A 25,233-nucleotide genomic window follows, 5' to 3' on the forward strand; every position below is an offset into this window, starting at 1 on the left:
CTCACTGTTGGGTGCTCGCCGCCGGGGTGGTGCGCAGCCAGACGGCTCCGTGCGGCGCGAGCCGGCGGTCGGTCGGGGCGGGGTCGGTCGGGGCGGGGTCGTCGGTCGGGGCGGTGGAGGCCAGCAGGACCTCGTACGCCCGCGGCAGTTCCACCGGTTCGGCGGAGAAGTTCACGACGCACAGCACCTCGCCGCGACGGAAGGCCAGGACCCGCTCCCCGAGGGTGATCCACTCGAAGGCCTCGCCGCGCAGTCCGGGCAGCGCGGCGCGCAGGCGCAGGGCCCGCCGGTAGAGGTTGAGCATCGACGCCGGGTCGGCGCCCTGGGACTCCACCGTGTGCGGGGCCCAGGAGTCGGGTTGCGGCAGCCAGGTCCGCACGCCGGGCGGGGAGAACCCGTACGGGGGCGCCTGCCCGGACCACGGGAGGGGGACCCGGCAGCCGTCGCGGCCCGGGTTGCGTCCCTCGGATCGGAAGTACATGGGGTCGCGGCGGGCGGCGCGGGGGAGGTCCTCCACCTCCGGCAGGCCCAGTTCCTCGCCCTGGTAGACGTACACCGAGCCGGGCAGGGCGAGGGTGAGCAGGGCCGCGGCGCGGGCGCGCGGGGTGCCCAGGCGCGGATCGGTGGGGACGCCCTCGACCGAGGTCTCGAAGTCGAAGGTGGTGTCGGTCCGGCCGTAGCGGGTCACGGTGCGGGTCACGTCGTGGTTGCACAGCACCCAGCTCGCCGGGGCGCCGGCCCTGCGGCCCGCGGCCAGGGAGGAGTTGACGACCTCCTGCATCCGCTCGCGGTCCCATCCGGTGCGCAGGAAGGCGAAGTTGAAGGCACCGTGCAGTTCGTCGGGGCGCAGGTAGCGGGCGAACTCCTCCTCGTCGCGGCTCCAGATCTCGCCGATGAGGATCCGCCCGTCGGGGTACTCCCCCGCGATCCGGCGCCAGGTCCGGTACACGTCGTGGACCTCGGGGCGGTCCACGTACGGGTGCGGTCCGCCGGCGTCCCGGCACAGGTCGGGCAGGGCGGGGTCCTTGGCGAGCAGGTTCGCCGAGTCGACGCGGACGCCGGCGACGCCGCGGTCGAACCAGAACCGCAGGACGTCCTCGAACTCGGCGCGCACGGCGGGGTGTTCCCAGTTGAGGTCGGGCTGTTCGGGGCTGAACAGGTGCAGGTACCACTCCCCCGGCCGGCCGTCGGCGTCGACGGTCCGGGTCCAGGCGGGGCCGCCGAACTCCGAGCGCCAGTTGTTCGGGGGAAGTTCGCCGCGCTCGCCCCGGCCCGCGCGGAAGTGGAACAGGGCGCGGGCGGGGGCTCCCTCGGGGGCGGCGAGCGCGGCCCGGAAGAGGGCGTGCTCGTGCGAGACGTGGTTGGGGACGACGTCGACGATGACGCGGATGCCCCACACCCGTGCTTCGGCGACGAGCCGTTCCGCTTCGTGGAGCGTGCCGAAGACGGGGTCGACGGTGCGGTAGTCGGCGACGTCGTAGCCGCCGTCGGCCATCGGGGAGGCGTACCAGGGGGTGATCCACAGGGCGTCGACGCCGAGGTCCGCGAGGTGGGGCAGGCGGGCCCGGAGCCCGGCGATGTCGCCGATGCCGTCGCCGTTGCCGTCGGCGAAGCTGCGCGGGTAGACCTGGTAGACGACGGCGTTCCACCACCAGTCGCGCGGGGGCCCCGGGTCCGCGCGCGGGACCGTGTGTGCACGCATCGTCGGGGTTCCCCGCCTTCCGTCTTCCGGGCTGTGCCGTGGTGGTCCTACACGAGGTCCCGGACCACGCGCGCGGGGTTGCCCACCGCGACGACGTGGGGCGGGAGGTCCTTGGTGACGACGCTGCCCGCGCCGACGACGGTCTCGGCCCCGATGGTGACGCCGGGCAGGACGATCACCCCTCCGCCGAGCCAGGCACCGTCCTCGACGGTGATCGGCCGGGCGCTCTCCCACATGCCGCGCCGCAGGTCGGGGGCGTGCGGGTGGTTGGCGGTGTAGAGCTGGCAGCGCGGGCCCATGCGGACGTCGGCTCCGATGGTGATCGGGGCGCAGTCGAGCAGGACCGCGTCGAAGTTGATGCGGGACCGCTCGCCGATCTCGATGAAGAAGCCGAACTCGCACAGGAACCGGGGCATGACGCGCACGCCCGGGCGGACGTCGCCCAGCAGGGCGCGCAGGATGCGGTCCCGTTCGCCCTGGTCCCCCAGCGCGGTGGCGTTGAACCGGTCGAGCAGGTCCTCGCAGCGTTTGCGGTAGGGGCGCAGGGCGGGGTCGCTCGCCAGGTAGGGTTCCCCGCTCGCCATGCGGGCCCTGACCTCCTCGAACGCCGCCGGGTCGGCCGCCTCAGTCATGCGCGTGGCCCTTGACGCCGACGACCATCGACTCCGGCCCCGCGAGGTGCTCCACGCGGATGTCGGTGAATCCGGCCTCGCGCAGCCAGCCGGCGCAGTCGGCTCCGGTGTAGTCGAAGCCCTCGGGGACCTCCATGTGCATGATGAGGCTGAGGATCAGGCCGACGGCGTTGTCGCGGCGGGCGTCGTCGATCAGGGTCTCGTAGACGATCACGGCGCCGCCGGGGGGCAGCGCGTCGTGGGCCTTGCGCAGCAGGAGCCTCTTCTCGGGGAGGCCCCAGTTGTGCAGGACGTGGCCGAGGACGAGGACGTCGGCGCGGGGCAGGTCGTCCTCGAAGAAGTTGCCCTCCCGGAAGGTCTGGCGGTCGGTCAGTCCGTGGGCCTCGGTGTAGGCCCGGAAGCCGTCACGGGCCTGCGGCAGGTCGAACCCGGTCGCGGTGAGGTGCGGGTGGCGGAGCAGGACCCGGGTGGGCAGGGCGCCTTCCGCGGTGCCGATGTCGGCGAGCGAGCGGTACTCCCGCCAGGGGAAGGCCTCGGCGATGGCCTGCGCGGAGTCCAGGCTGAGGGCGGTCATGTCGCGCTGGAAGGCGCGCACGGCCGTCGCGTCGCGGTGGAGCGAGGCGTAGAAGTCGCGACCGGTGCGGGCGCCGCCGAGGGCGGTTCCGGTGCGCAGGACCGCGGTGAGGTCGTCGGCGGTGCCGGCGTTGCGGGCCATGACGCCCTCGCCGAGGTAGGCCTCTTCCCGGGCGGGGTCCAGGTACGCGGCGGCGGCGGGCGAGTTGGCGTAGCGGCCGTCCTCGCGCTCCAGGAGTCCGAGCGCCACGAGGGCGTCGAAGAAGTCCGGGGCGACCCTCGTGTGCACGCCGGTCGCCCCGGCCAGTGCGCCGGTGGCGAGGGGGCCGCCGCGCAGGGCGGGGAAGACGCCGAGTTCGAGGGCGCTCAGCATGGTCTTCGTCTTCCAGTGGGCCCATATGAGATCGAGGACCGGTTGGGCGGACGTCATGCCTGGTACCTCCATGATGCGGGGAATCGGTCGGGGGCCGGGACTCCGGCCCCCGACCGGTGTTTCCCGGTGGATCAGCGCTGGCGGTGGATCTGGAGGGTGCGGGTCTCGGTGGCCTTGGCGGCGAGGTCCATCTTCTTCATGGCGTTCTCCTTCTTCTCGGTTATCCCGATCGGCTCGGGAATCTCTGGTGGATCGAATATCGGGAACAACTCGATTTTCGATCGGACGCGGCTCGCGGATTCCTTTCGGTTCCGTTCGCCGTTTCCTGTTCATACTGTGCCGGTGTCCGACCAGGCGGCCAAGTCACGGGATTTCGGGACCGCCGTCGGGGCCGGAGCATTTCCCTGGGCGGCGCACATGGCGAGAAATGCGAGGTGCATGCGGGTGGTGGCGCCGGTCTTTCCCCGAATGCGCCGGAGGTAGGTGTCGACGGTGTGGACGCTCAGGCCCATGCGGCGGGCTATCTTGCAATAGGTGTGCCCTTCGGCGAGGTGGACGAGGACCTCCCGTTCGCGCCGTGACAGCGTGGAGAGGGATTCCTGAAGGTTGTCGATCATGACGTCGACTCACATCCTTTCGCGCAAGAATGCTCGTGGTCGGTGCTGGTCTGTACGGGACGGTGCCCGGCGGTCCGGGCGGTACCGGGCCGTGCCCGGCGGTCCGGGCGGTGTCAGGGTCGGGCGCGCACGGCCTTCCCGGCCGGCAGCGCGGCGAGGTCGACGGCCCGCAGGTCGGTCAGGACGTGGTCGGCGGCCGTGTGGTCCAGGGCCCGGGTCAGGGCGGTGGGTACGGCCACGACGGTCATGCCGGCGGCGCGGGCCGCCTGGATGCCGGTGAGGGAGTCCTCGACGGCGACGCAGCGTCGCGCCGGCGTGGCCAGGGACGCCGCCGCCGTCAGGTACGCCTCGGGAGCCGGTTTGCGGTGGACGACGTCGTCGCCGGTGACGACGGCGTCGAAGTGGTGCTCGATGTGGTGGTGGCGCAGCCAGCGGCGCACCCACTCCCCGGGGGAGGAGGAGGCGACCGCCAGACGCAGGCCGGCGGACCGGGACCGCTCCAGGGCCCCTCGCACCCCGGGCAGCAGGCGGACGTGCTCGGGGGTCATGAACTCCTCCCACCGGGACTCCAGTTCCCTCCTCAGCCGCGCGTCGTCGAGCGCCGCGCCGGCGCCCGCCCCGGGGCCGAGCCCCTCCCGCAGGAGGGCGAACAGCACGGGGTAGCCCTGCGGCCGGCCGCACACCTCGCGCGCCCACCGCTCCCGCGGCAGGGACAGCCCGTACCGCTCGAACAGGGCTGAGCAGGCGAGGAAGTCGGGGCGTACGGAGTCCACGAGCGTGCCGTCGAGGTCGAAGACGACGGCGTCGTGGTGGCGGGTCCTCTCGGGCACCGGGGTCGCCTGCCTTTCGGGGTACGGGTCACCGGCGGCGGAGCCGGACGGTGACGGGTCGGTGGTCGGAGGCGGGGAGCCGCCCGTCGCGGGGCTCGGGCCACGGGTCGGGAGAGGCGTAGGCGGCCAGCGAGGGCACCAGCGCGGGCGAGAGCAGGAGCAGGTCGATGCGGCGCGCGGCCTCGGTGGGCGGGATCGTCCCGTAGGTCGGCGACCGGTTCCCGAGGTGGGCGCCCGCGTCCACGAGGAGCGGGTCGCCGCGGTCGCCGAGGAGCCGGGTCAGGGGCGCCCGGTCGGAGCGGTCGGTGCCGTCCAGGAGGTGGTCGGCGCGACGGTGGCGGGGCACCCGGCGCCAGTCGGGCTCGGGGTCGCCGGGCGGGAGGCTGTTGGCGTCCAGGCCCACCACGAGCGGGGCCCGCGCCGGGTCGGCGTACCGGCGCAGGTGGTCCGACTCGACGCGCCGCCCGGTGGGGCTGAAGGGGTCGAGGTGGGCCACCAGGAACCGCAGTTCGGTGCTCCAGCCGGGCAGCCGCAGGGTGACCAGGCCGTGCCCGTGCCAGTGCGTCAGCGCGTGCGCGGGCCGTTCGTCGGACACCCGCTCGATGTCACCCTGCCAGAACACGGCCTGGTGGCAGCCGGTCTTCGCGAGGAACAGCTCTCCGTCCATCCCGAAGGCCGCCTTGGCGTCCTCGAACATCGCCCCCTCGTCGCGGTGCCAGCCCCAGCCCTCGGTGGTCAGCAGGACGCGGGGGCGCAGCGCGGTGACGAGGTCGACCTGGGCCCGCCAGCGTTCGTGCCGGCCGGCGAGGCGTTCGATGCCGGCCTCGTACAGGTTCCAGAACATCACCAGGTCGGTCCCGGCATCGCCGGGGGCCGCGGGGTCGGCGGGGGTCACGGGCCCGGCGGCGCTCACCGGCGGTCCGCCAGGGCGACGGGGGCCCAGCGCACGGAGGTGAAACCGGCCGCGCACCCCTCGGAGAAGGGCGCCTGCGCGAACAGGCCGACCCGGACCCGGGGACCGGCGTCGCCGACGAAGGTGCGGACGAACCGCCACGGCTCGTCGGGGTCCTCCCGGCAGAAGACGGCGTGCCGGGCGCCGTCGCGGGTCACGAGCAGCTCGGCGCGGGGACCGGCCAGGGCGGGGCCCGCGGCCTCGTCGGACAGGGGTCGGGAGACGACCGTGACCACCGCCCAGCCGCCCGCCCGGGTGCGCTCCACGCAGACCTTGAACCAGCCGTCGTCGCCGTGGACGACGATGCCGCCCGCGTCGCCGAAGGTCCCGCCCCGGACAGTGACGTCGGTCCACAGCATGTGGTCGCCGGTGAGCGTCCGGCCGAACAGGGGCACGCCGTCGGCCTCGTACCAGCCGGGCATGGCGAACAGGTCGGCGCCGCATTCCGCGCGGACCTCAAGGCCCGCGGCGTCGCGCAGGGCCGTGCCGCCGGGTCCGGTGAAGGACCAGCCCGGGTCGTCGAAGGGGAGGGCGTGCCCGGCCGGCACCGTGGACAGCGGGGCGGGGCGACCGGCACCCGCCTCGGCGGCGTCGTCGGCCTCGTCGAGGGGCGCGGCGTGGACGAAGTACGGTCCGGGGTCGCGGTGTTCCCGGGGCTCCCGGCGCTCGCCCGGTTCGCGGCGCTCGGGACGGTCGGGGACCTCCGGACGGTCGAGGTCGGTCACGGCGCCGACATCCCGCCGTCGACGCTGATGGCCTGGCCGGTGACGCGGGGCGCGGAGGCCAGGTAGAGGACGAGTCCCGCGATGTCCTCGGGGGTCTGGAACTCGCGCTGCGGGACCATCGCGCGCATCCGCTCCCAGCACTCCTCCTCCGTCTCGCCGGGCCGGACGAACTCCGAGAGGAGGTACTGCCACATGTTGGAGCGGACGATGCCGGGACAGACGGCGTTGACGCGGATGTTCTCCTTCGCGACCTCCTGGGCGAGGGCGGCGGTGAAGCCCACGACCCCGAACTTGGCCGCGCAGTAGTGCGCCACCTTCGCGAAGCCCGAACGGCCGGACACGGAGGAGAAGTTGACGATGGAGCCGCCGCCGGAGGCGCGCAGCAGCGGCAGCGCGGCGCGGGAGGAGAGGAACACCCCGTCGAGGTTGCCGGAGACCACGTGCCGGAACTCGGCGAGTTCCATGCTCTCCACGGGGCTGACGTGGGTCACGCCGAAGGCGTTGACAACGGTGTCGAGGCGGCCGGGGCCGTCCGCGATCCCCGCGTAGAGGCGGCGTACGGCCTCCTCGTCGGTGGCGTCGACCTCGGCGGCGGTCACGTCGAGGCCCTTGGCCGTGAGCCGGTCGGCCAGTTCGCGGGCCTCCGTGTATCCGGTGACGGCGGTGGAGCGGTAGTGGTTGAACGTGGACGGCAGCCGGTCGGTGTCGGCGGCGACCACGCGGGCGCCGCGCAGGGCGAACGCCTCGGCGACGGCGGCGCCGATGCCGCGTCCGCCGCCGATGACCAGCGCCACCCGTCCCGTCAGGCTCGTGTCGTCGAGCGTCGTCATGCGGTCTCTCCTGTCGGTGCGGCGCCCGTCGGGGCGGCTTCGAGGGTGTAGGCGAGCGGGGGCAGGACCAGGGCGTCCAGCAGGCGCGGGAAGGCCCGGTAGTCGGCGAGGTTGCGCTCGGGCGCGGCGACGATGCGGCGCAGCGCCGGATCGTCCGCTCCCGTACGGGCGGCCCGCGCGTCCAGCGCGGCCGTCAGGGCCTCGTCGCGGCGGGCGAAGAAGTCCCGGAACAGCCCGGTGGCCGCCGCCGCGTCGCCGGCGGGGCCGGTGCGGGCGGGTACGCGGACGGCCGCGGGCAGGGTGGTGTCGGCGCCTTCGGGGGGCGCGGGCGGGTGGCCTTCGAGGGCCCGCAGGAAGGCGTCGTCCGTGTAGGGCGTGACGGATCGCAGCGCGGCGGGTTCGAAGTCGCGGGCGAGGAGCCGCTCCAGGAGGAGGTCCTCGTCGATCCGGCCGAGCGGCCCGACGCGCCCCATGTCGAAGGTGGTGGCGGTGTCGAGGGCGGTGGGGAGCAGGTTGCGCGCGGGGAGCAGTTCGACGGCCGGGCCGATGTCGGCGGCCAGGACGGGGACCCCGTGGGTCAACGCCTCGACCACGACCCTCCCGAGGGTCTCGCGCGAGGCCGTGCTGGGGAACAGCAGGACGTCGACCGCCTCGAAGAACGCGGTGAGTTCCTCCTGGGCCAGGACGCCCTCCATCCGGACGGCCGTCTCGGGCACGCCCGCGGCGCGCAGGTCGGCGTGGACGCGGGCGCTCTCCCAGCGGGGGTCGTTGGGCTTGCCCGCGCACACCAGGGTCGCGGCGCCGCCGGTGTGCCGGTGGAGCCGGGCGAACACCGACAGGACCTGGTCGAAGTTCTTCGCCAGGGACAGCGCCCCCAGGTAGCCGACGCGCAGGGTCCGGCCGGGCGACGGTACGGGGCGCGCGGCGCGGCGCGGCAGCCGGTCCAGCATGGGGTAGGCCACGGCGGAGCCGGGGCCCGCTCCCCCGCCGGCGCCGCCGCCGGTCACGCGGTCGGTCACGCGGTCGGTGACGGAGTCGAAGTGGCGGGCGAACAGGTCGCGCGTGTAAGCGGTGGGGAAGAGGGCCAGGTCGCCGGAGCGGACCAGCGGCGCGCACAGCTCCTCCTGCGCCCAGTAGCCCGACCAGAGGGCGGTGTGCGCCTCGCGGACGATGCGGAAGTCGCCTCCGGTCACCTCCCGCCAGTGGTGGTAGAGGAAGGCGTACGGACCGCTGCCCGCGTACACCACGTCGTCCCCGCCGAGCCCGGCGACGCAGTCGGGTCCCGAGGTCAGGTCGTGGAGGACGACGGAGCCCCGCCGGGCCAGCAGCCGCGACATCTCGCGGTGCATGAGGACCGCGCCGTCCACGATGCCGTGCGTGTCGGGGGCCCGGTAGTCATGCGTATGCAGGCGCATGGCCGGTTCCCTTCCGCTGATCGGCCAACCGGGCGAGCCGCTCGCGCAGTTGTCCGGGCCCCATGCCGTGCAGCGGGAGCTGCCGGCGGTGGACGCGGGTGTCGATGTCCGCGCGCACCGCGTGGACCTCCAGGGGCAGCAGGTGGCGGGCGCGCAGGCGTTCGCCGAAGCCGCAGTCGGCCCCGTTGTACTCGACGCTCAGGACGTGCCGCGCCCGGCGCAGGACATCGATGTCAGCGGGGTCGAGTCGGGGGGTGAGCGAGGCGCAGTGCAGGTGGGGGACGCCGAGGTCGCGGTTGGCGGCGTCGACGAGCACGCTCGCGTAGCCGAAGGTGACCACGGCGACCTCGGGGTCGTCACCGGCGCCGGGCGGGGTGAGCCACGCGCCGGCGTCGATGTCGGCGGCGCAGTCCCGGGCGGGGGGCTCGAACGCGGCGTCGGTCATGCTGAGCACGTGGGTGGTCGCCGGGTCGGCGGCGAGCCGGTCGAGGCAGGCGTGGAACTCGGCCGCGGTGACGGGCTCGTACACGCGGGTGTTCAGCAACTGGCCCAGCAGGTTCGTGGCGTTGTGGGCGCCGCCCCACGCTCCCCAGCTGCGTCCGGCGAGGACGAGCAGGTTGCGGACGCTGGTGGTGGCCTCGGTGAGCATGCTCAGGGAGTCCATGTAGTACATGGCGTCGGTGGCGACGACCTTGGTGACCTCGTCGGGCAGGGACAGCGTCATGCCGACGGTCAGGGTCTCGGCGAGTCCGGTGTTGGTGTACGGGACGTGGCCGCGCAGCCCGAACCGGGCGGCCATGTCGGGGGTGAAGACGACGGGTTCCTCGCCGGTGCGCTCGCGGTGGTCGGCGAGGAGCCGTCCGGCGGTCGTGGCGAAGGAGACCGGGCCGGGGGTGGCGGGGGCGCGCCCCGCGTCCGCCGGCTTGAAGCTGTGGTCGCCCTTGCGGGTGCGGCAGACCAGGGCGGCCGGGCCGGGTCGGGACAGGAGGTCGCCGACGGCCTGCTCGACGGCGCCGTCGTCGAGGCCGTCGACCTCCGTGAGGGTGCCGAGGTAGGCGGCCAGGTAGCCGGTGTTGAGCGGCTTGGACAGCGGTTCGATGCCCTTGCCGTTGGCGTCGACGACCAGCAGCAGGTTGGCGAGGCCGGCGTCGTGGGCGAAGCGCAACGCCTCGAAGGCGGCGCCCTCGTGGAGTTCGCCGTCGCCGGCGAGGCAGACCACCTTGCGGTGCCCGTCGCCGCGTCGGGTCAGCTCCCAGGCGAGGCTGACGGCCTGGGCCACGCCGACGCCGAGGCTGTAGCGCATGGTGTTGCGAAAGCCCAGGTCGCGGTGGACGACGCCGGTCAGGCCGCCCTGGTGGAGGGTGGTGAGCGGGACGTACGGCAGGGACCCGCGTACGTAGTGTTCCGCGTAGAAGGCGGGCGCGATGTGGCCGCGCCCGACGACGAGTTCGGCCGGGGCGCGGCCGCCCTCGCCGCCGGCGTCGACACCGCCGCCCCCGCCGGGGCCGTCGACGAGGTCGTGGGCGAAGCAGGCGCGGACCAGGGGCAGCGAGGACAGGTTGCTCTGGAGGTTTCCGGAGCCCGCGATCTCGTGCATCCGCAGCAGGACTTCGGCGCTGTCGGCGTAGAGGCGTTCGGGGACGCGGGCCGCCGTCTCGCGCAGGCTCTCCAGGAGGGGGGCGCCGGCGCGGCCGTGGCGTTCCAGTTCGGCGAGCTCGCGCAGGACGACGTCGCGCTCCCGGGCGGTGAGGCGGGGTAACGCCTCGCGGGCGGGGGACGCGAAGCGTGCGTAGGGGGCGTCGGTCACCGGCCGGCCCCGCAGACCTCGTCGAGGGCCTCGCCCAGGATCCCCAGGATCTCGTCCACCTCCGCGGGGGTGGTGACGAAGGCCGGGGCGAGGACCACCCAGTCGTCCTGGCCCCGGATGATCAGCCCCCGGCGCAGGCAGGCGGAGGCCACCCGCTCGCCGAGGCGTTCCCCGTCCGCGACGAGTTTCAGGCCGTACAGCAGGCCGATGGACCGCAGGGTGCCGCGGCCCTCGACGAGCGCGCGCAGCCGGGGCTCGGTGTGGGCGGCGAGGGCGGCGATCCGGTCGAGGTAGCCGCCGTCGCGGAAGTGGGTGACGGCGGCCAGCCCCGCGGCGGCGGCCATCGGGTTGGCGGCGTAGGTGTGGGAGGGGGCGAAGGACACCGGGCCGCCCTTCTTCCCGAGCGTCTCGGCGATGTGACCGCCCATCAGTACGGCGGCCAGCGGGGCGAACCCGCCGGAGATGCCCTTGCCGACGCACAGGATGTCGGGGGTGACGCCGAAGGTCTGCGCGGCGAAGGGGCTGCCGGTGCGGCCGAAGCCGGTGACGATCTCGTCGAAGACCAGCAGGACGCCGTGGCGGTCGCAGACCTCGCGGATCCGGGCGAGGTAGTCGGCGGGGGCGATGGCCATGCCGCGCAGGTGGATGACGGGTTCCATGACGATCGCCGCCACCGAGTCGGGGCCCTCGGCCTCGATGGTCCGCTCGATCATGGCGGCGGCCAGTTCGCCGGAGCGCTCCGCCGGGACGTCCCAGAAGGCCTCCAGGCAGTCCGGCGGCCACACGTGGACGACGCCCGGCAGGCCCGGCCCGAAGCGGGTGACGTCGGGGCGCCCCGTCAGGGACAGGGAGCCGAAGGTGGCGCCGTGGTAGCCGTGGTAGTAGCTGAGGATCTTCACCTTGCCGGGGTTGCCGCGTTCCCGGTGGTGGAGGCGGGACAGGCGGATGGCCGCCTCCACGCTCTCGGAACCGCCGTTGACCAGCTTGGCGGTGGTGATGCCCGGGGGCGCGAGGTCGACCAGGGCGCGGGCGAGCTCCAGGGCCGGCCGGTTGGTGCCGTGCAGCGGCGGGTTGAAGGGCAGGGTGCGCAGCTGGTCGGCGACGGCGCTCACGATGGGCTCGCAGTCGTACCCGAAACAGGTGACGAAGACCCCGGACAGCGCGTCCAGGTAGCCGCGGCCGGTGGTGTCGGTGAGCCGGATGCCCTTGGCGGACTCGAAGAGCAGCGCCTCGGGCGAGTGCGGGACCTCGAACGCGAACGCCGAGAGGTCGGAGGGCCAGGAGGAGAGGGGTTCCGGTCGTACGGCTGTCATGTTCGACTCCTTGACGGACGGGTCCCGCGGGGAGGGCGCGGGAGACGAGGGACCGGTGGTGGAGGTGGTCGGTGGCGGCCGGTGGGGCCGCGGGCGGACGGGGGAGGTACGGAGGCGGTCCGCGCTCGGGCTCGGGGTTCGGGCTCGGGGTTCGCGCCCGGCTCTGCTCGACTCGCCTCGACCCGGGGAGGCTCAGTGCGGCGCCGGGTCGGTGAGCAGGGCGTGGACGGCGAGTCTGCGCGCCGGGGAGAGCAGCTCGAAGTAGGCGAGCCACTGGGGTTCGAGGACGTCCCGGTCGAGGATGTCCTTGGCGATGTCGACGATCACCGGCAGCGAGTGCGCGAGGAGCAGCGGCATGAGGAGCCGCTCGTCGCCGGGGCGCATCAGGCCGCGGCGGTACGCGGAGCGCAGGAGGCCGGCGAGGACCTCGCGGGCGGCGGCCGTGTCGGGGCCGCAGGCGAGGGCCACCGTGTCGGCGGTCCAGGCGAGGTCCAGGAGCGGATCGGCGACCTGGAGGTTGTCGAAGTCGAGCACGGCGCGGACGCGGGCCGGGCCGTCGTGGGTCGCCCCCGGGGTGCGCGCGGGTGTGAGCAGGAAGTGGTGGACGTGCAGGTCCCCGTGGACGACCCGGGGTCGGGTGGGCGCCTGCGGCGCCCCGGGTAACAGCGGCGCCGCGTCGCGCAGTTCGCGCAGCACCCGGGCGGCGGCGCGGTGCCAGGGGTCGTCGCCCGCGCCGCGTTCGGCCGCGGGCAGCAGACGCCCCAGGGCGTCCCGCAGGGCGGTGGGCCAGTGCTCCTCGTCGACGAGGAGCGGCAGGTGTACGTCGGCCAGCTCCGCGGCGACGTCCCGGGGCAGGGCGTCGAGCGCCTCGCGCAGGTCCAGCCCGGTGACGGCGATGGCCTCGGCCTGGGCCTGGGCGCGGCGGCCGCTCGCCCGACCGCCGCCCGCCCGACCGCCGGGAGCGTGGGGCAGCAGCTCGCACGGGACCCCGTCGTGGCGGACGACGGGGCGGCCGTCGGCGGCCCGTACGGCGGGCAGGACGGGCACGGCCAGGCGGGCGCAGTGGGCGAGGACGCGGTCCTTGAGGGCGTCGAAGCGGGCGGGGCGGACGGCTTCGGCGTGCAGCTGCACCTTGAGGACGTGGTCGCGTCCCGGAGCGGCGTCGGGGGCCGTGACCCGCCAGAGTCCCGCCGTGTGGGTGAGCGGGGCCGCGCCGTCGACGGTGAGCGGGCCGATCACGGCGTCGCCCCAGGCCCCGCCCCAGTGGACGGCGAGGACGTGGCGCACCCACTGTGCCGTTCCTGCCGGGGCCGCGTCGTTCATCGGCGGTGCCTTCTTCCTCAGACGTGCGGGTTGGTGCGCGAGGCCGGCCCGCCGGGGCGGAAGGGCTTCTCTCGGCACTGTTCCGCAGCGGGCTAAGGCACGGCTCACGTTTCCCTCGCGCCGTCCTGGTGTCCGCGGCCGGGCGGGGCGTCGATACTGGCCCGACGTCGACGCGAAGGAGCGCACCGTGAACGAGCACGAACAGCGCCTGGCCTCCCTCCTCAACGATCTGCCGGGGCGTCACGACGCCCTGTTCTGGCGCGCGTTCAAGGCAGGCGCCGGCATGGAGCACATACGCGAGAGGATGGCCCTGGCCGTCCGGTCCGCCGAGCGCGGCGACTTCCTTCCGCTCGCCGGACTCGTCCTGGAGACCTTCGACCACGAGGACCGGCCGCAGGGCCTCACGGGGGTGCTGTCGACACGGCTCGGGGGCGACGCGCGTGCCGCGTCCTGGATCGCCGACGTGGTCGCCGCGGCCCGGGGCGTGACGCGGGCCGACCGGCGAAATCCGCTCGAAGCGCTCGCCCGGAAGTGGTAGGGCCCCGGGGCCGGTCCCGGGGCGGGGACCGGGCCCGGCGGGGCGGGGCGGGGCGGGGGTTTCTACGGGCGGGTCGCGGTGATCACGTAGTAGTCGAGGAGCCCTTCCCGCCAGGCCCGCAGGAAGTTCCGCGGCCAGGTGCCCGGTTCCCACTGCTCCGACAGCCAGTGGTCCCAGCCGGGCCAGACCGAGGCGCCGATGGACTCGCAGCGGACGTCGGTCAGGCCCGACCGGTCGAAGGCGGCGGTCAGCTCGGTGGGCGGGCGGGCGATGTCCAGGCCCTTGGCGAAGGTGTCCAGCAACGTGGCCAGCCGGGGCGCGGCCCCGGGGTCCGGGGCGAAGAAGCTGGTCACGACGGCCCTGCCGCCGGGGCGCAGGACGCGGGCGGTCTGCGCGGCGAAGGCGGCGAGGTCGTCGAAGTGCTGGGCGGCCTCCACGCTGTACACGGCGTCGAACCCGCCGTCCTCGAACGGCATCCGCTCCGCCGCGCCGAGCACGAGCCGCAGCCGGTCCGGGTCGGCCGCGTCCGGATCCGCCGGGTCCCGGTCCTCGGCCCGGGCGCGGCGGGCGCGCTCCAGTTGGCTGGGGTGGATGTCCATGCCGGTGATCCGGGCCGGAGCGTACTCGCGCAGGGCGAGGGCGCAGCCGACGGCGAGACCGCAGCCGACCTCCAGCAGTTCGCCGCCCTCGACGACCGGGCCGGCCGCGTCGAGGACGTGTCGGTACAGGTCCTGCTGGCTGCGGACGCGGTCGGCGACCGTGACGGGCCCCTCCAGGTCCGTGGGCCGCCAGTAGCCGAAGTTGATGAAGCCTCCCGCGAAGACGGGGACCGCGCTGAGGTCGGCCGGCCCGTACGTCTCCCGGACCTCGGGCCGCATTCCGTCGGGCCGTTCGGCGTCCGTCATGTGTGCACCTCCGCGCCCAGTCTGGCCGGGGCCGGGGTTCCTGTCGACGGCGCCTCGCGCGGGGGCCCGAGGCGGTCGGGGCGGCGGGCCCGGGCGGTCGGGGCGGAGGCCCGGGCCGGCGGTCTTCGGGCCCGGTCGCCGGGTCAGGGGGTCGCGGCGGCGCCGGCGCAGGCCGGGTGGCCCCAGCTCTTCCCGTTGTTCGCGATCGACTCCCCGGCGGCGTAGGGCTGCCCGCACGCGCAGCGGCCCGGGTACTTCGCCTTGATGGTCCGCGCGGCGCCGCGGCCCGCCGCCGGGCCGGAGGCCGACTTCTTCTTCGTCGCGGCCGAGCCGGAGCGCGTGGCCGCGGTACGGGCCGGCGCGGAGCGGGCGGGCGCGGGCACCGGCGGGTCGGTGTCGCCCAGGGCCGTGCCGGCCGCCTGCTGGGAGACGGCGGCATCGCTCGCGGCCTGGTCGGCGATGGCGTTCAGGTGGTCGCCGTCCTCGCGGTGCGCGGGCACGTAGACGAAGGTCACGTCCCGCTCGGAGAGCAGCCGGTCGATCTCCTCGACAAGCTCCCGGTTGGCCACGGGCTTGCCGGCGGCCGTCTTGAAGCCGTTGCGCTTCCACGCCGGCAGCCACTGGGTGACGGCCTTCATCGCGTACTGCGAGTCCATCCGCACCTCCATGGCGGTGCCGACGGCCACCGCCTCCAACACCTTCTGGAGGGCGGTCAGTTCCCCGACGTTGTTGGTGGCCCGGCCCAAGGGACCGGCCTCCCAGCGTTCGGGGGTTCCGGCGGGGTCGGCGATGACCCAGGCCCAGGCGGCCGGGCCGGGATTGCCCTTGGCCGCTCCGTCACAGGCGGCGATGATGCGTTCAGACATCCCCCGATCATGCCCTACGCGGTGACCGGGTCCGCGCGGGCCGGTGGCGGGGGTCAGTGGCCCAGCGCCCGCTTGAGCTCGTCCTTGCGCATCGAGGAACGGCCGTGGACGCCGCGGCGCCTGGCCTCTTCGTACAGCTGGTCGTACGTGGGCCCCTGGGCCCCGGTGTGGGAGCGGAGCCCGCCGCGCCGGGCGGAGGAGATGTCGTCGAGGGAGGTCCGGCTCGCGGTCTTCGACTCGCCGGCACGGGCCCGTTCCTTGTTGACCGTCCGGGCGGCGATCTCCTTGGCCCGCTCGGGACTCTCGCCCCGCTCCTCGGCGCTCTCCTTGATGTGCTCGTACTGGCGTTCGCGCTTGGGGCTCGATCCGCGCGGCATGACGGCTCCCCGGGTCGGTACGGCCCGGCCGGACGGGGGCGCCGGGCGCCGCCGCCCTCCGGGATCACGGGGCGCCTACCCGCGGCCCGCCGGTGCATGCCCGGCCCGCCGCGGGGCCGCGTCCGGGCCGTGTTTGGGCGGGGCGGAAACGGACAGACGCGGGACGTGCCGCGGTGCCGAACATGGGCTGCACCCCAGCGCGCGCGCCTCCGCGGCACACCAGAGCACCCTCGACCGGTACGACAGGAGACGCCATGACCGGCCACGACGCCCGCCGCACCGACGAAGAGCCCGCGCGCCCGGCCGCGCCGCGGGACCCGGGCACGACCCCGGCCGGCGAACGGGCGGCGGAGGCGGCGGGGAGCGGGGAGAAGGACGGCGCCCGCCGTCCGACCCCCTCCGACCTCGCCCGGCTCACGGTCCGCAAGGCCCGCAGGACACTCGGCGTACCGGAGGTGTAGCGGGGAGGGCCGGGGGGTGGGGCCGTCCGGCGTACCCGGCCGTTCCAAACGCCCTCGCCCGCGTTTCCCCCCGAGTGGCCTACGTCCGTTGGCCCCTCCGGCCGATCTGCCCTCTCATGGACACGGGCCCTTCATTGCGTCCCCCACCGAGAAGGAGGGCATGCCCGTGTACACGATGTACGCCGAACCCGACGCGGATCCCGGCACGATCCTGTGGCACGTCCTCGCCAAGGATCCCGAAGGCACCACCCTGTGCGGCCGCCACGCCGCCCAGGCCGCCGCGGACACCGAGCGGGGCACCGAACGCTACTGCGCCCCCTGCATGGCGGCCTTCCGCGCGGCCGTCCGGTAGCGGGTGACGGGTCCGGGGCCGGCGGTCGGGCGACCGCCGGCCCCGGGCCGTTCGGCCTCCTCGGGCCGTTCGGCGTCGCGACCCGTGCGGCACCGCGACCCGCCAACGGTCGCGGCCCGTCAGCGGTCGCGGCCCGTCAGCGGTCGCGGCCCGTCAGCGGTCGCGGCCCGCCGTGCGCATCCGCCCGTAGGCGTAGACGCAGCCGGCGAGGGCCAGGTCGGACAGCAGCATGAAGCCGATCGCGTACGAGTCCTTCGCGCTGTAGATGGCGCCCATGACCAGCGGGGGGACGAAGCCGCCCAGGCCGCCGACGGCGCCGACGATCCCGGTCACGCTGCCCACCTGGGGTTGGGGGGTGACCTGCGAGACGAGGGCGAAGACGCTGCCGCTCGCGGTGCCGAGACCGGCCGCCATGCACAGCAGGGCGATGGTGCCGACCGGGTCCAGACCCGGGTCGAAGGCCTGGACGATCGCCATGAGCGCCACGAGCAGGAGTCCGCCCGCGGTGACGTAGGCGGGGTGGACCCGGTCCGACAGCCAGCCGCCGAACGGCCGGAAGACCACGGTGACCAGGGCGAACCCGGCCGCCTTGGTACCGGCGTCGGTCGGCGACAGTTCGTACCAGGTCTTCAGGTAGGTGGGCAGGTAGACGCCGAAGGCGACGATCCCGCCGAAGCCGATGCCGTAGAGGGCGGAGAGTTCCCAGGTGACGCGGAGCCGGCCGGCCTGGCGCAGTCGGGCGCCCAGTGACGCGGAGGGCACGGGGCGGTCGGGCCGGTCCTTGAGGAGGAAGGCCGCCAGGACGGCGTAGCCGGCCAGGCCGATGGCGACGACCACGAAGGGCAGGTTCTCGCCGTGCCGGGCGATCCTCGGGGTCAGGTACCCGGAGAGGGCCACGCCCCCCATGCCCATGCCGAACACCCCGAGCGCGAAGCCCCGTCGTGCGGGCGGGAACCAGGAGTTGACGAGCGGGACCCCGATGGCGAAGGTCGTGCCGCCCAGTCCCAGCAGGAAACCGACGACGAGCATGAGCCCGTAGCTGTCGCGGGCCGGGATCAGCAGCAGCACGGGGACGATCGTCAGCGCGGACACCAGCGGGAACATGAGCTTCGCGCCGTAGCGGTCCGTGAGCGCGCCCACGGGGATGCGCCCGAGGGATCCGACGAGGACGGGCACGGCGACGAGCAGGGACTGCTGGAAGGAGTCGAGGCCGAGGCGGTCCTTGTAGTCGCTCGCGAGGGGGGCGATCAGGTCCCACGCCCAGAAGGTGAGCGTGAAGCCGACCGTGGCCACGACGAGGTTGCGGTACGCCGCCGCCGGCACGGGTGGGCTCGTGGGCGGTGGCGCGGGCGTTGCGGCGGTCGTCTCGGAGTCCATGCCCTCAGTCAATGCAGGTCGCCGGCGGTGGGCACGGCGGGATGCTCCGTACGGGGCCGTACGGGACCGCCGGCCCGACCCGGCGTTCGAGGCTCCGCGCCGGAGCGCCGGACGCCCCCGGGGTCATCCGGTCTGGAGGGTCCTCAGCAGGTCGACGGCGGGCCCGTCCACCGCGCGGGCGGTGTTGGCGAGGGCGATGACGCCGACCCCCTTCTCCGGGTCGAAGCCGACGTAGGAGGAGAAGCCGCCGGTGCCCCCGTTGTGCCAGATCTGCAGGTGGGATCCCTGGCGGGGGTGGAGGCGGTGGGACATCCAGCCGAGGTGCACCCGGCCCATGGGGTTCCTGCGGTGCTCCACGGCCCGGCTCGCGCGGATCGCCTCGGCCAGTTCGGCGGGGCCGCCGTCCAACTGGGCCCGTACGAGGGCCACCAGGTCGGTGGCGGTCGAGTGCAGGCCGCCCGCTCCGGCCAGGTCGGCCAGGTTCCACGGCGGTACGGGGCGCCGGCGGCGGTCGTGGCCCCGGGCGGCGCGGGCCGCGCGGGCGGGGTCGAGGGTCACGAGGGTGTCGTCCATGCCCAGCGGGGCGCAGACGTCGCGGACGACGAGGCGCTCGTAGGGGGTGCCCGTGCGGTGGGCCAGGGCCAGGCCGAGGAGGCCGGCGCCGAGGTTCGAGTAGCGGAACCGCTTGCCCGGGGTGGCGCCGAGCCGGGTACGGGCGAGCCCGGAGAGCAGGACGTCGGCGGTGCAGTCGGCGTACGGGTCCGGCTTCGAGGGGTGCAGGAGCGCGGTCAGGAGCATGCCCTTGGGCAGGCGGGGCAGGCCGGAGGTGTGGGTGGCGAGGTGGCGCGGGGTGATGCGGACTCCGTCGCGTTCCGGGACGACCGCGCCCCCGGGCAGCAAGGCGGCGACCGGCTCGTCCGGGTCCACGGCTCCGGTGACGGTCAGGCGGGCCAGGGCGAGGGCGGTGATCACCTTGGTGACGGAACCCACCTCGAACAGGGTGTCGGGGCCGGGAGCGTCCCCGTCGGCGCCGCCCGCGCCGGTACGGCCCGCGCCCCTGATCTCCGCGCGGTCGCCCGCTACGGCGGCGACCACGACGCCGACGCGCCCCTCGGCCAGGCGGTCGGCGGTCTGCTGCACCAGGGTGCCCAGTTCTCGATCCATGGTCGACATCATCGGCGCAGCCGCCCGTGCGGCAGGTCAGCCCTCGTAATGATTTCCGGGCGGGCTCCGTGCGACCTGAGCAGGAGACGGCCCGGACGGCGCGGACCCCGCCCACCGGAAGACGGCCCGGTCAACCATTCGTCGTAGGACGAAGTATTGGGGCACCCTGGAGGGATGAATCACCTCCCCGCCGGGGACCCGGCCGCCTCCCCCGCCCCCGACTCCCCCGCCCCCGACTCCCCCGCCTCCGACGCGCCCGCGCCCGCCGCGCGCCTGGCGATGCTCGCCGGGGCGCTGGCCGACGAGACCCGGGCCGCCATCTGCATGGCCCTGCTCGAAGGGCGCGCCTGGACCGCCGGCGAGCTGGCCCGGATCACCGAGGTCGCGCCGTCCACGGTCAGCGGCCACCTGGTCCGTCTGATGGAGGCGGGCGTCTGCGTGACCGAGCGTCAGGGACGCCACCGCTACGTGCGGATCGCCGACGCCGCCACGGCCCGGCTGATCGACGAGCTGGCCTCGTACGCGATCCCCGACCGGGACGCGGCCCACGCGGAGCCGGTCGTCTCCGCGCCCGACCCGCTCGCGCGCGCCCGCACCTGCTACGACCACTTCGCGGGACGGTTGGGCATGGCGGTGACCGACGCGCTGGAGCGCGACGGCCTGCTGCGCACGGACGGGGCCTTCGAGCTCACCGAGGCCGGACGCCAGTGGTGCGCCCGGGCGGGCGTGGGGCTGACCCAGGCGGGGCGCAGGCCCCTGGCGAGCTCCTGCCTGGACTGGACCGAACGCCGCCGCCACCTGGGCGGACTGGCCGGGGCCCGGCTGTGCGCGCGGTCCCTGGAGGCGGACTGGGTGCGGCGTCCGCCGGGGGGCGGGCGCGGACTCCTGGTGACGGAGGCCGGCGAGCGGGCCTTCGCGGAGCTGCTGGGGATCACCCCGCGGGCGTGGAGCTGAGCGGGGCGCGCGGGGCGCGCCCGGGGAAGGCGAGAGGCGCCGATTATTTCGGTGGACGCCGAAATATGGCGGGGCTAGTCTGGACACCATGACACCCCGCCTCCGCCTGATCCCTCCCCATGTCGTGACCGTCGGCGCCGTCTCCTTCACCGTCCTCGCCTGGGCCTCCGCCTTCGTGTCGATCCGCAGCGCCGGCGCCGCGTACGCGCCCGGGGCACTCGCCCTCGGGCGGCTGCTGACCGCCTCGCTGGTGCTCGCCGTCCTGCTCCTGATCCGCCGCGAGGGCCTGCCGGCACGGGGCGCGTGGCGCGGGATCGTGGTGTCGGGCGTGGTCTGGTTCTTCGGCTACACGGTGATGCTGAACTGGGGCGAGCGCCTGGTGGACGCGGGCACCGCCTCGCTGCTCGTCAACACCGGCCCGATCCTGATGGCCCTGCTCGCGGCCCGGCTGCTCGGCGAGGGGCTGCCGCCGAGGCTGTTGGCGGGCATGGGCGTGTCCTTCGTGGGCGCGGTGGTCGTCGGCCTGTCGATGTCCTCCTCGTCCGGCGCCGAAGGGTCGACGTCGGTCCTCGGGGTCGTGCTCTGCCTGCTGGCGGCGGTGGCGTACGCGACCGGCGTGATCGCGCAGAAGCCCGCGCTGTCCTTCGGCACTCCGCTCCAGATCACCGCGTACAGCTGCCTCGTCGGCACCGTCGTCTGCCTGCCGTTCGCGGGGCAGTTGGTGGCGCAGGTGCCGCGCGCACCGCTGTCCGCGACCCTGAACATGGTCTACCTCGGGGTGGTCCCGACCGCCCTGGCCTTCACCACCTGGACCTACGCCCTGGCCCGCATGCCCGCCGGGAAGCTGGGCGCGACCACGTACGCCGTCCCGGCCATCGTGGTGTTGCTGAGCTGGGCGCTGCTGGGCGAGGTGCCGGCCTGGCTGACGCTGCTGGGCGGCGCCCTGTGCCTGGCCGGGGTTGCCGTCTCCCGCAGGCGGCCGGCTGCGGAGCCCGCCCCGACCGCGCCCGGAGCCTCCCCCGGCGCCGCGCCACCGGCCCCCGACCCGGCACCGGAGCGGCGCGCCGGGGCCTGACGGATCGCGCCGGGGCCGCGCCCCGGGCGCGACGGGACACCGCCCCCGCCGCGGCCCCGGGCGCCCGGGCCCGTGCGCCGCGCGGGCCCTCGACGCGCCCCTTCCACACGGCTTGGCGCACCTCCCGACCCAAGACCCGACCCGGAGCGCCTTGGGACTTCGGCCCCGCACACCCCAACCGGGCCACCCCCTGGTCGAGTTGGTCCAGACCATCTAGGGTGGGCGCGGCCACCCCCACTCCCCCCCGAGGTTCACGATGATCACTCGACGGTCCCTGCTGGCCCTGTCCGGGCTCGCCGGACTCGGCGCGGCCCCCCTGCTCCTGCCCGCCCCTCCCGCCCGGGCCGCGACCATCGGCACCCTCCTGCCGACCCCCACCGGACCCCTGCCGGTCGGCACGACCTCCCTGCACCTGGTCGACCGCGCCCGGCGCGACCCGCTGGCGCCCGACCGTCGCCCCCGCGAGCTCATGGTGCAGCTGTGGTACCCGGCGCGCCGCTCCGCGGGCCGCCCCCGGGCCGCCTACACCACGGACCGGGTCGCCGCCGCGCTCGAAGCGACCCTGCCGCTGACCCCGGGCACCCTGGCCTCCGTACGGCCGCACGCGCGGCTCGGCGCCCCCGCCGCGCCCGGTCCGCTGCCCCTGCTGCTGCTCGGCCACGGCCGTCAGGGCGGACGGTCGAACTGCACGGCCCTGGCCGAGGACCTGGCCTCCCACGGCTACCTGGTGGCCGGCCTCGACCACACCTACGACGCCCGCGTGGTGGAGTTCCCCGACGGCCGCGCCGTCCCCGGCGTCCTGCCCGACGAACCCGCCGACTGGGACGCCCAGGAACGGCTGGAGATCGGGGTGCGCGTCGGCGACCTGCGCTTCGTCGCGAGCGCCCTCACCGGACGACCCGGCGGGCGCCCGTCGCCCGCGCGCGGCCCGGCGCTGCCCGAGGCGGACCCGCGGCGCATCGGCGTCCTGGGGCACTCCATGGGCGGGGCCGCGGCGGCCGAGGCACTGCGCGTTGACCGCCGCTTCCGGGCCGGCCTCGGCCTGGACGGCGCCTTCTTCGGCTCCCCCGTCGCCGACGTGGGCCTGGACCGGCCCTACCTCCTGCTCACCGCGCCGGCCGACCACGACACCTGGCGGCGGTGGCGGGAGCACCCTCGGGGATGGGCGCGCCATCTGGGCCTCGCCGGCACCGGGCACCTGAGCTTCGTCGACCTCCCGCACTTCGCCGTCGCGGGCGGCCTGGACGGCGTCTGGCCGCCGGAACTGTACGCCGAGCTGCTGGGCGCGTCCGCGCCCGGCCGCACCTGCGAGGTGCTGCGGACGTACGCGCGGTCCTTCTTCGACCGCGCGCTGCGCGGCCTGCCGGCGCCCCTGCTCGACGCGCCCGACGCCCGCTACCCGGAGGTCTCCTTCCGCTGGGCGCACGACGGACCCGGACTCTGACGCCGCACCCGCGTCGCCCCGACGGGGGAGGACATCGGGCTGAGGTCATGGGGGTGTCACGGATCCGCCACAGGGCGGTCTCCCCGCGAACCGGACGGGGCGTCCGGTCGTGTCCGTCGGCGCGAGTGCCGGTGTGGAACCGGTCGTGGACCTCGGGAGCACCCATGCAGTACACAGCAGTCGGCCGGCGCGGCGCGGTGGTCGTGGCGACGGCCGCGGCGGTCGCCGCCCTGATGACGGGTTGTACGCCGACCGGGGAGGACGGCGCCACCGCCGGCCCGTCGGCGCCGGCGGGCACGGGGTCGGCCGCGCCGACGGCGTCGGCCCCGCCGACCGCCGGGGGTTCCGGCGGGGGCGGGCAGAAGCCGGGGCCGTCGGCTTCCGCCCCGGCTTCGGCGTCGGTCCCGGCCGGGGGCGGCGCCGGGGGCGCGAAGGCCTGCGCGAGCGGCGCGGTCAAGGTGTCGGAGGGCCGGCAGGCGGAGGTCCGGCCGCCCGGCACGGGCACGGGAGCGGCCGTCGTCTCGGTGACGAACACCTCCGCGCAGCCGTGCACGCTGAACGGCTTCCCCACCGTCGCCGGCGCGGGCAACGGTTCGCCGGACAAGAACCGTCCCCTCGCCGTCACCCGCGACGGCGCGGCGACGACGGTGACCCTGGCCCCGGGCGCCCGCGCCTGGACCAAGCTCACCTTCGTCAACGTGCAGGGCGAGGCGGACGGCTACTGCGTGTCCGGCGCCACCCCCTCCTCCTTCCCGACGCTGGTGCTGGGCCTGCCCGGCGGCGCGGGCGCGCACCAGATCGCGATGGACGACGGGGTCTTCGCCGAGTGCGACGACAAGGTGACCGTCACGGCGTTCTCCTCGACCCGACCCTCCTGATCCGACCCTCCTGATCCGGCGCCCCTGATCCGGCGCCCGCGCGGCGGTCAGCCGGTGAGGATCCAGCCGTGCCGGCCGCCGATGGTCTGCCCCTCGCAGTTCGTCGAGTTGGACTCGAAGAACTCCCGCTGCTTGCCGACCATGCAGCGCATCAGGGGTGCGGTGGCCACGCCGGAGGGCTCGCTCGGGTAGAACCAGCCGAGCCGCGAGACGTACGTCTGCCCCTCGCAGTTGACGTCGTACGAGAGGAAGTTGTCCTTGCGGACGACGCAGTGGTAGATCGGGATCGTGCCCTCGCGCGGGCTCGTGTAGAGCTGCCCGAGGCTGCCTTCGACGGTGTAGCCCGGGGGCACGTTCCAGACGGTGCTGATGTGCTCGCCGCTCGGGCCGATGAGGCGGTTGAGGCTGCGGGTCGGCGTGGTGACCGCCGGCTCTCCGCTACAGGTGGCCTTGATCATGGCCTGGTAGTGGTTGCCGGTCACGTGGACCAGGATCGGCCCCTCCGTCACCCGGCACTGGGAGCCGGAGAACCCGGCATCGGCGGCCTGTCGGTTGAGGTGGTCGTAGGCGGCCGCCTGCGCGATGTTCGGCGGGCCGCCGCCGATGCCCGTCAGGTAGAGCACCACGGGTCCGACGGCGGCCGCCGCCGGGGCGGCGGCCTCGGGCGCCGGGGCGGGGGCCGCGCCGGCCGGTGCGGCGGCGGTCACGGCGGCCGCGAACGCGGCGATGAGAGCGAGGAGGGTCGTACGCGTACGAGACGTGCGGCGCAAGGCTGAACTCCCGGTCGTCGGCCGCGAGGGCCGGTGGGCCCTCGCGGGGCGGATCGACTGTGCGTACCGCCCGATAGGCGGCATCACCGCCATTCCACCCTTGAGGCCCACCCCGGGACCAGACGGTCTTCGGCCGACCCCGAGGGGCGTCCACCGGCCGCCCGAATCGAACGAACTCCCGCCCCCGCCTTCTACGATCTCGACCATGACCACCCTGATCGTCTTCGACATCGACGGCACGCTGCTGCGCAGCGTCGCCGCCCACCAGGCCGCCTTCGTCGCGGCCCTGCACGACAGCGGGCTCACGGACTTCGACACGGCGTGGGCCGGCTACACGCACCACACCGACTCCTGGATCCACCGCGAGGTGTTCCGCAGACATTGGGGCAGACTGCCGGACGCCGCCGAGAGCCGGCGGTTCGCGGACCACCTCCACGCACGCTTCCTGGCCGCCACCCCGGCCGGGGGCATCGAGCCGATACCGGGCGCCACCGGCTTCCTGCGGGCCCTCGCCGCAGACGGCGACTACGCGACGGCCTTCGCCACCGGCGCCCTGCGCGAGGTCACCACCGCCAAGGTGGCGGCGCTGGGCGCCGTCGGCCCCGTCGTCACCGGCAGCGACCACACCTTCCGCGCGCACCTGGTGCGCGAGGCCGTCCGTCGGGCCTCGGACCGGGCCGGCGGCGCCTTCGACCGGGTGGTCTGCGTGGGTGACGGGCCGTGGGACGTACGGGCCGCCCTGGACACCGGCAGCGAGTTCATCGGCATCGGCACGGACACCGCGCCGTTCGGGGACTGGTTCCCGCGCAACCGCCTGTTCGCCTCCTTCGACGACGTCGACCCGGCCTCCGACTTCACCCTGACGCCGCCCCCGGGACGGACCGTCGCCGAACCCGACGCGGACAAGGCCTTCGCCGCCGGCCCGGCCGCCTGCCCCTGCTGGACCTGACCCGGCACCGGCCCTTCCGCGCCACACGGTC

General features: G+C 75.1%; 27 protein-coding genes. 8 read left to right on the forward strand and 19 right to left on the reverse strand.

Annotation, left to right across the window (positions count from 1 at the left end):
• Window position 1 precedes the first annotated feature (1 nt).
• From ACZ6ZI_RS05440 to ACZ6ZI_RS05500, 13 genes are all read right to left on the reverse strand, one after another.
• Entirely contained in the window at window positions 2-1,702 is a 1,701-nt protein-coding gene (locus tag ACZ6ZI_RS05440) for a glycoside hydrolase family 13 protein (RefSeq protein ID WP_469516318.1), read from the reverse strand.
• A 47-nt stretch (window positions 1,703-1,749) separates the two neighbouring features.
• Window positions 1,750-2,334, reverse strand: coding sequence for a sugar O-acetyltransferase (locus ACZ6ZI_RS05445; protein ID WP_469516321.1), 585 nt, complete (start codon window positions 2,332-2,334; stop codon window positions 1,750-1,752).
• Entirely contained in the window at window positions 2,327-3,337 is a 1,011-nt protein-coding gene (locus ACZ6ZI_RS05450; RefSeq protein WP_469516324.1) for a methyltransferase, read from the reverse strand. Before ACZ6ZI_RS05450 ends, ACZ6ZI_RS05445 begins: the two co-directional genes overlap by 8 nt.
• A 74-nt stretch (window positions 3,338-3,411) precedes the next feature.
• Window positions 3,412-3,549, reverse strand: a complete 138-nt coding sequence (locus tag ACZ6ZI_RS05455) for a hypothetical protein (protein WP_469516327.1) — start codon at window positions 3,547-3,549, stop codon at window positions 3,412-3,414.
• Window positions 3,550-3,609: 60 nt separating this feature from the next.
• Window positions 3,610-3,897, reverse strand: coding sequence for a response regulator transcription factor (locus ACZ6ZI_RS05460; RefSeq protein ID WP_469516332.1), 288 nt, complete (start codon window positions 3,895-3,897; stop codon window positions 3,610-3,612).
• Between the two features lie 113 nt (window positions 3,898-4,010).
• Window positions 4,011-4,727, reverse strand: coding sequence for an HAD family hydrolase (locus ACZ6ZI_RS05465; RefSeq protein WP_469516335.1), 717 nt, complete (start codon window positions 4,725-4,727; stop codon window positions 4,011-4,013).
• Between the two features lie 28 nt (window positions 4,728-4,755).
• A complete protein-coding gene (locus ACZ6ZI_RS05470; RefSeq protein WP_469516339.1) occupies window positions 4,756-5,640 on the reverse strand; it encodes an exonuclease/endonuclease/phosphatase family protein in 885 nt (294 codons plus the stop codon).
• The gene (locus ACZ6ZI_RS05475) at window positions 5,637-6,404 is read right to left on the reverse strand and encodes a DUF1349 domain-containing protein (RefSeq protein ID WP_469516341.1); all 768 of its coding nucleotides are present in this window, start codon (window positions 6,402-6,404) and stop codon (window positions 5,637-5,639) included. Before ACZ6ZI_RS05475 ends, ACZ6ZI_RS05470 begins: the two co-directional genes overlap by 4 nt.
• Window positions 6,401-7,234, reverse strand: coding sequence for an SDR family oxidoreductase (locus tag ACZ6ZI_RS05480; protein WP_469516344.1), 834 nt, complete (start codon window positions 7,232-7,234; stop codon window positions 6,401-6,403). The genes ACZ6ZI_RS05475 and ACZ6ZI_RS05480 overlap by 4 nt, the downstream gene beginning before the upstream one ends.
• Window positions 7,231-8,649: a glycosyltransferase gene (locus ACZ6ZI_RS05485; protein ID WP_469516347.1), complete on the reverse strand. Its 1,419-nt coding sequence runs from the start codon at window positions 8,647-8,649 to the stop codon at window positions 7,231-7,233. The genes ACZ6ZI_RS05480 and ACZ6ZI_RS05485 overlap by 4 nt, the downstream gene beginning before the upstream one ends.
• Window positions 8,630-10,456 (reverse strand): 1-deoxy-D-xylulose-5-phosphate synthase N-terminal domain-containing protein, encoded by a 1,827-nt coding sequence (locus tag ACZ6ZI_RS05490; protein ID WP_469516350.1) that lies wholly within the window; start codon window positions 10,454-10,456, stop codon window positions 8,630-8,632. Before ACZ6ZI_RS05490 ends, ACZ6ZI_RS05485 begins: the two co-directional genes overlap by 20 nt.
• A complete protein-coding gene (locus ACZ6ZI_RS05495) occupies window positions 10,453-11,769 on the reverse strand; it encodes an aminotransferase family protein (protein ID WP_469516352.1) in 1,317 nt (438 codons plus the stop codon). Before ACZ6ZI_RS05495 ends, ACZ6ZI_RS05490 begins: the two co-directional genes overlap by 4 nt.
• A 192-nt stretch (window positions 11,770-11,961) precedes the next feature.
• Window positions 11,962-13,092: a phosphotransferase gene (locus ACZ6ZI_RS05500; RefSeq protein WP_469516357.1), complete on the reverse strand. Its 1,131-nt coding sequence runs from the start codon at window positions 13,090-13,092 to the stop codon at window positions 11,962-11,964.
• A gap of 187 nt (window positions 13,093-13,279) precedes the next feature.
• Between ACZ6ZI_RS05500 and ACZ6ZI_RS05505 the strand changes: the two genes are divergently transcribed.
• Entirely contained in the window at window positions 13,280-13,630 is a 351-nt protein-coding gene (locus ACZ6ZI_RS05505) for a hypothetical protein (protein ID WP_469516359.1), read from the forward strand.
• Window positions 13,631-13,692: 62 nt separating this feature from the next.
• On the opposite strand, the gene ACZ6ZI_RS05510 is transcribed toward ACZ6ZI_RS05505, so the two are convergent.
• From ACZ6ZI_RS05510 to ACZ6ZI_RS05520, 3 genes are all read right to left on the reverse strand, one after another.
• Window positions 13,693-14,535: a class I SAM-dependent methyltransferase gene (locus tag ACZ6ZI_RS05510; RefSeq protein ID WP_469516362.1), complete on the reverse strand. Its 843-nt coding sequence runs from the start codon at window positions 14,533-14,535 to the stop codon at window positions 13,693-13,695.
• A 143-nt stretch (window positions 14,536-14,678) separates the two neighbouring features.
• Entirely contained in the window at window positions 14,679-15,401 is a 723-nt protein-coding gene (locus ACZ6ZI_RS05515) for a ribonuclease H family protein (protein WP_469516367.1), read from the reverse strand.
• 53 nt (window positions 15,402-15,454) lie between these two features.
• On the reverse strand, window positions 15,455-15,778 hold the full coding sequence (locus ACZ6ZI_RS05520) for a plasmid stabilization protein (protein WP_469516370.1): 324 nt from the start codon (window positions 15,776-15,778) through the stop codon (window positions 15,455-15,457).
• 254 nt (window positions 15,779-16,032) lie between these two features.
• Here ACZ6ZI_RS05520 and ACZ6ZI_RS05525 point away from each other — a divergent pair, with 254 nt between their 5' ends.
• A complete protein-coding gene (locus ACZ6ZI_RS05525) occupies window positions 16,033-16,239 on the forward strand; it encodes a hypothetical protein (protein WP_469516373.1) in 207 nt (68 codons plus the stop codon).
• A 160-nt stretch (window positions 16,240-16,399) separates the two neighbouring features.
• Window positions 16,400-16,591 carry a hypothetical protein gene (locus tag ACZ6ZI_RS05530; RefSeq protein ID WP_469516375.1) on the forward strand — a complete coding sequence of 64 codons (192 nt, stop codon included), beginning with the start codon at window positions 16,400-16,402 and terminating at the stop codon, window positions 16,589-16,591.
• Window positions 16,592-16,744: 153 nt separating this feature from the next.
• On the opposite strand, the gene ACZ6ZI_RS05535 is transcribed toward ACZ6ZI_RS05530, so the two are convergent.
• On the reverse strand, window positions 16,745-17,968 hold the full coding sequence (locus tag ACZ6ZI_RS05535) for an MFS transporter (RefSeq protein ID WP_469516378.1): 1,224 nt from the start codon (window positions 17,966-17,968) through the stop codon (window positions 16,745-16,747).
• Between the two features lie 123 nt (window positions 17,969-18,091).
• Window positions 18,092-19,132, reverse strand: coding sequence for a serine hydrolase domain-containing protein (locus ACZ6ZI_RS05540; protein ID WP_469516381.1), 1,041 nt, complete (start codon window positions 19,130-19,132; stop codon window positions 18,092-18,094).
• Between the two features lie 279 nt (window positions 19,133-19,411).
• Between ACZ6ZI_RS05540 and ACZ6ZI_RS05545 the strand changes: the two genes are divergently transcribed.
• The 4 genes from ACZ6ZI_RS05545 (at window position 19,412) to ACZ6ZI_RS05560 (ending at window position 23,483) form a co-directional block, all read left to right on the forward strand.
• A complete protein-coding gene (locus ACZ6ZI_RS05545) occupies window positions 19,412-20,086 on the forward strand; it encodes an ArsR/SmtB family transcription factor (RefSeq protein WP_469517632.1) in 675 nt (224 codons plus the stop codon).
• A gap of 88 nt (window positions 20,087-20,174) precedes the next feature.
• Window positions 20,175-21,161, forward strand: a complete 987-nt coding sequence (locus ACZ6ZI_RS05550) for a DMT family transporter (protein ID WP_469516385.1) — start codon at window positions 20,175-20,177, stop codon at window positions 21,159-21,161.
• Between the two features lie 256 nt (window positions 21,162-21,417).
• Window positions 21,418-22,605 (forward strand): alpha/beta hydrolase, encoded by a 1,188-nt coding sequence (locus ACZ6ZI_RS05555; protein ID WP_469516388.1) that lies wholly within the window; start codon window positions 21,418-21,420, stop codon window positions 22,603-22,605.
• 164 nt (window positions 22,606-22,769) lie between these two features.
• Entirely contained in the window at window positions 22,770-23,483 is a 714-nt protein-coding gene (locus ACZ6ZI_RS05560) for a DUF4232 domain-containing protein (RefSeq protein ID WP_469516391.1), read from the forward strand.
• Between the two features lie 47 nt (window positions 23,484-23,530).
• Here ACZ6ZI_RS05560 and ACZ6ZI_RS05565 read toward each other — a convergent pair whose 3' ends face one another.
• The gene (locus tag ACZ6ZI_RS05565; protein WP_469516395.1) at window positions 23,531-24,253 is read right to left on the reverse strand and encodes a hypothetical protein; all 723 of its coding nucleotides are present in this window, start codon (window positions 24,251-24,253) and stop codon (window positions 23,531-23,533) included.
• 205 nt (window positions 24,254-24,458) lie between these two features.
• Here ACZ6ZI_RS05565 and ACZ6ZI_RS05570 point away from each other — a divergent pair, with 205 nt between their 5' ends.
• Window positions 24,459-25,202, forward strand: a complete 744-nt coding sequence (locus ACZ6ZI_RS05570; RefSeq protein ID WP_469516398.1) for an HAD family hydrolase — start codon at window positions 24,459-24,461, stop codon at window positions 25,200-25,202.
• Window positions 25,203-25,233: the final 31 nt, after the last annotated feature.

Source organism: Streptomyces sp. NPDC103540, from assembly GCF_055584445.1.

Coding starts and splice junctions, on each gene's coding strand:
- ACZ6ZI_RS05480 (WP_469516344.1), bottom strand. CDS start 7,234: ATGACGACGCTCGACGACACGAGCCTGACGGGACGGGTGGCGCTGGTC.
- ACZ6ZI_RS05560 (WP_469516391.1), top strand. CDS start 22,770: ATGCAGTACACAGCAGTCGGCCGGCGCGGCGCGGTGGTCGTGGCGACG.
- ACZ6ZI_RS05445 (WP_469516321.1), bottom strand. CDS start 2,334: ATGACTGAGGCGGCCGACCCGGCGGCGTTCGAGGAGGTCAGGGCCCGC.
- ACZ6ZI_RS05515 (WP_469516367.1), bottom strand. CDS start 15,401: ATGTCTGAACGCATCATCGCCGCCTGTGACGGAGCGGCCAAGGGCAAT.
- ACZ6ZI_RS05520 (WP_469516370.1), bottom strand. CDS start 15,778: ATGCCGCGCGGATCGAGCCCCAAGCGCGAACGCCAGTACGAGCACATC.
- ACZ6ZI_RS05535 (WP_469516378.1), bottom strand. CDS start 17,968: ATGGACTCCGAGACGACCGCCGCAACGCCCGCGCCACCGCCCACGAGC.
- ACZ6ZI_RS05495 (WP_469516352.1), bottom strand. CDS start 11,769: ATGACAGCCGTACGACCGGAACCCCTCTCCTCCTGGCCCTCCGACCTC.
- ACZ6ZI_RS05525 (WP_469516373.1), top strand. CDS start 16,033: ATGACCGGCCACGACGCCCGCCGCACCGACGAAGAGCCCGCGCGCCCG.
- ACZ6ZI_RS05545 (WP_469517632.1), top strand. CDS start 19,412: ATGCTCGCCGGGGCGCTGGCCGACGAGACCCGGGCCGCCATCTGCATG.
- ACZ6ZI_RS05450 (WP_469516324.1), bottom strand. CDS start 3,337: ATGACGTCCGCCCAACCGGTCCTCGATCTCATATGGGCCCACTGGAAG.
- ACZ6ZI_RS05550 (WP_469516385.1), top strand. CDS start 20,175: ATGACACCCCGCCTCCGCCTGATCCCTCCCCATGTCGTGACCGTCGGC.
- ACZ6ZI_RS05500 (WP_469516357.1), bottom strand. CDS start 13,092: ATGAACGACGCGGCCCCGGCAGGAACGGCACAGTGGGTGCGCCACGTC.
- ACZ6ZI_RS05570 (WP_469516398.1), top strand. CDS start 24,459: ATGACCACCCTGATCGTCTTCGACATCGACGGCACGCTGCTGCGCAGC.
- ACZ6ZI_RS05485 (WP_469516347.1), bottom strand. CDS start 8,649: ATGCGCCTGCATACGCATGACTACCGGGCCCCCGACACGCACGGCATC.
- ACZ6ZI_RS05460 (WP_469516332.1), bottom strand. CDS start 3,897: ATGATCGACAACCTTCAGGAATCCCTCTCCACGCTGTCACGGCGCGAA.
- ACZ6ZI_RS05540 (WP_469516381.1), bottom strand. CDS start 19,132: ATGGATCGAGAACTGGGCACCCTGGTGCAGCAGACCGCCGACCGCCTG.
- ACZ6ZI_RS05440 (WP_469516318.1), bottom strand. CDS start 1,702: ATGCGTGCACACACGGTCCCGCGCGCGGACCCGGGGCCCCCGCGCGAC.
- ACZ6ZI_RS05510 (WP_469516362.1), bottom strand. CDS start 14,535: ATGACGGACGCCGAACGGCCCGACGGAATGCGGCCCGAGGTCCGGGAG.
- ACZ6ZI_RS05555 (WP_469516388.1), top strand. CDS start 21,418: ATGATCACTCGACGGTCCCTGCTGGCCCTGTCCGGGCTCGCCGGACTC.
- ACZ6ZI_RS05530 (WP_469516375.1), top strand. CDS start 16,400: ATGCCCGTGTACACGATGTACGCCGAACCCGACGCGGATCCCGGCACG.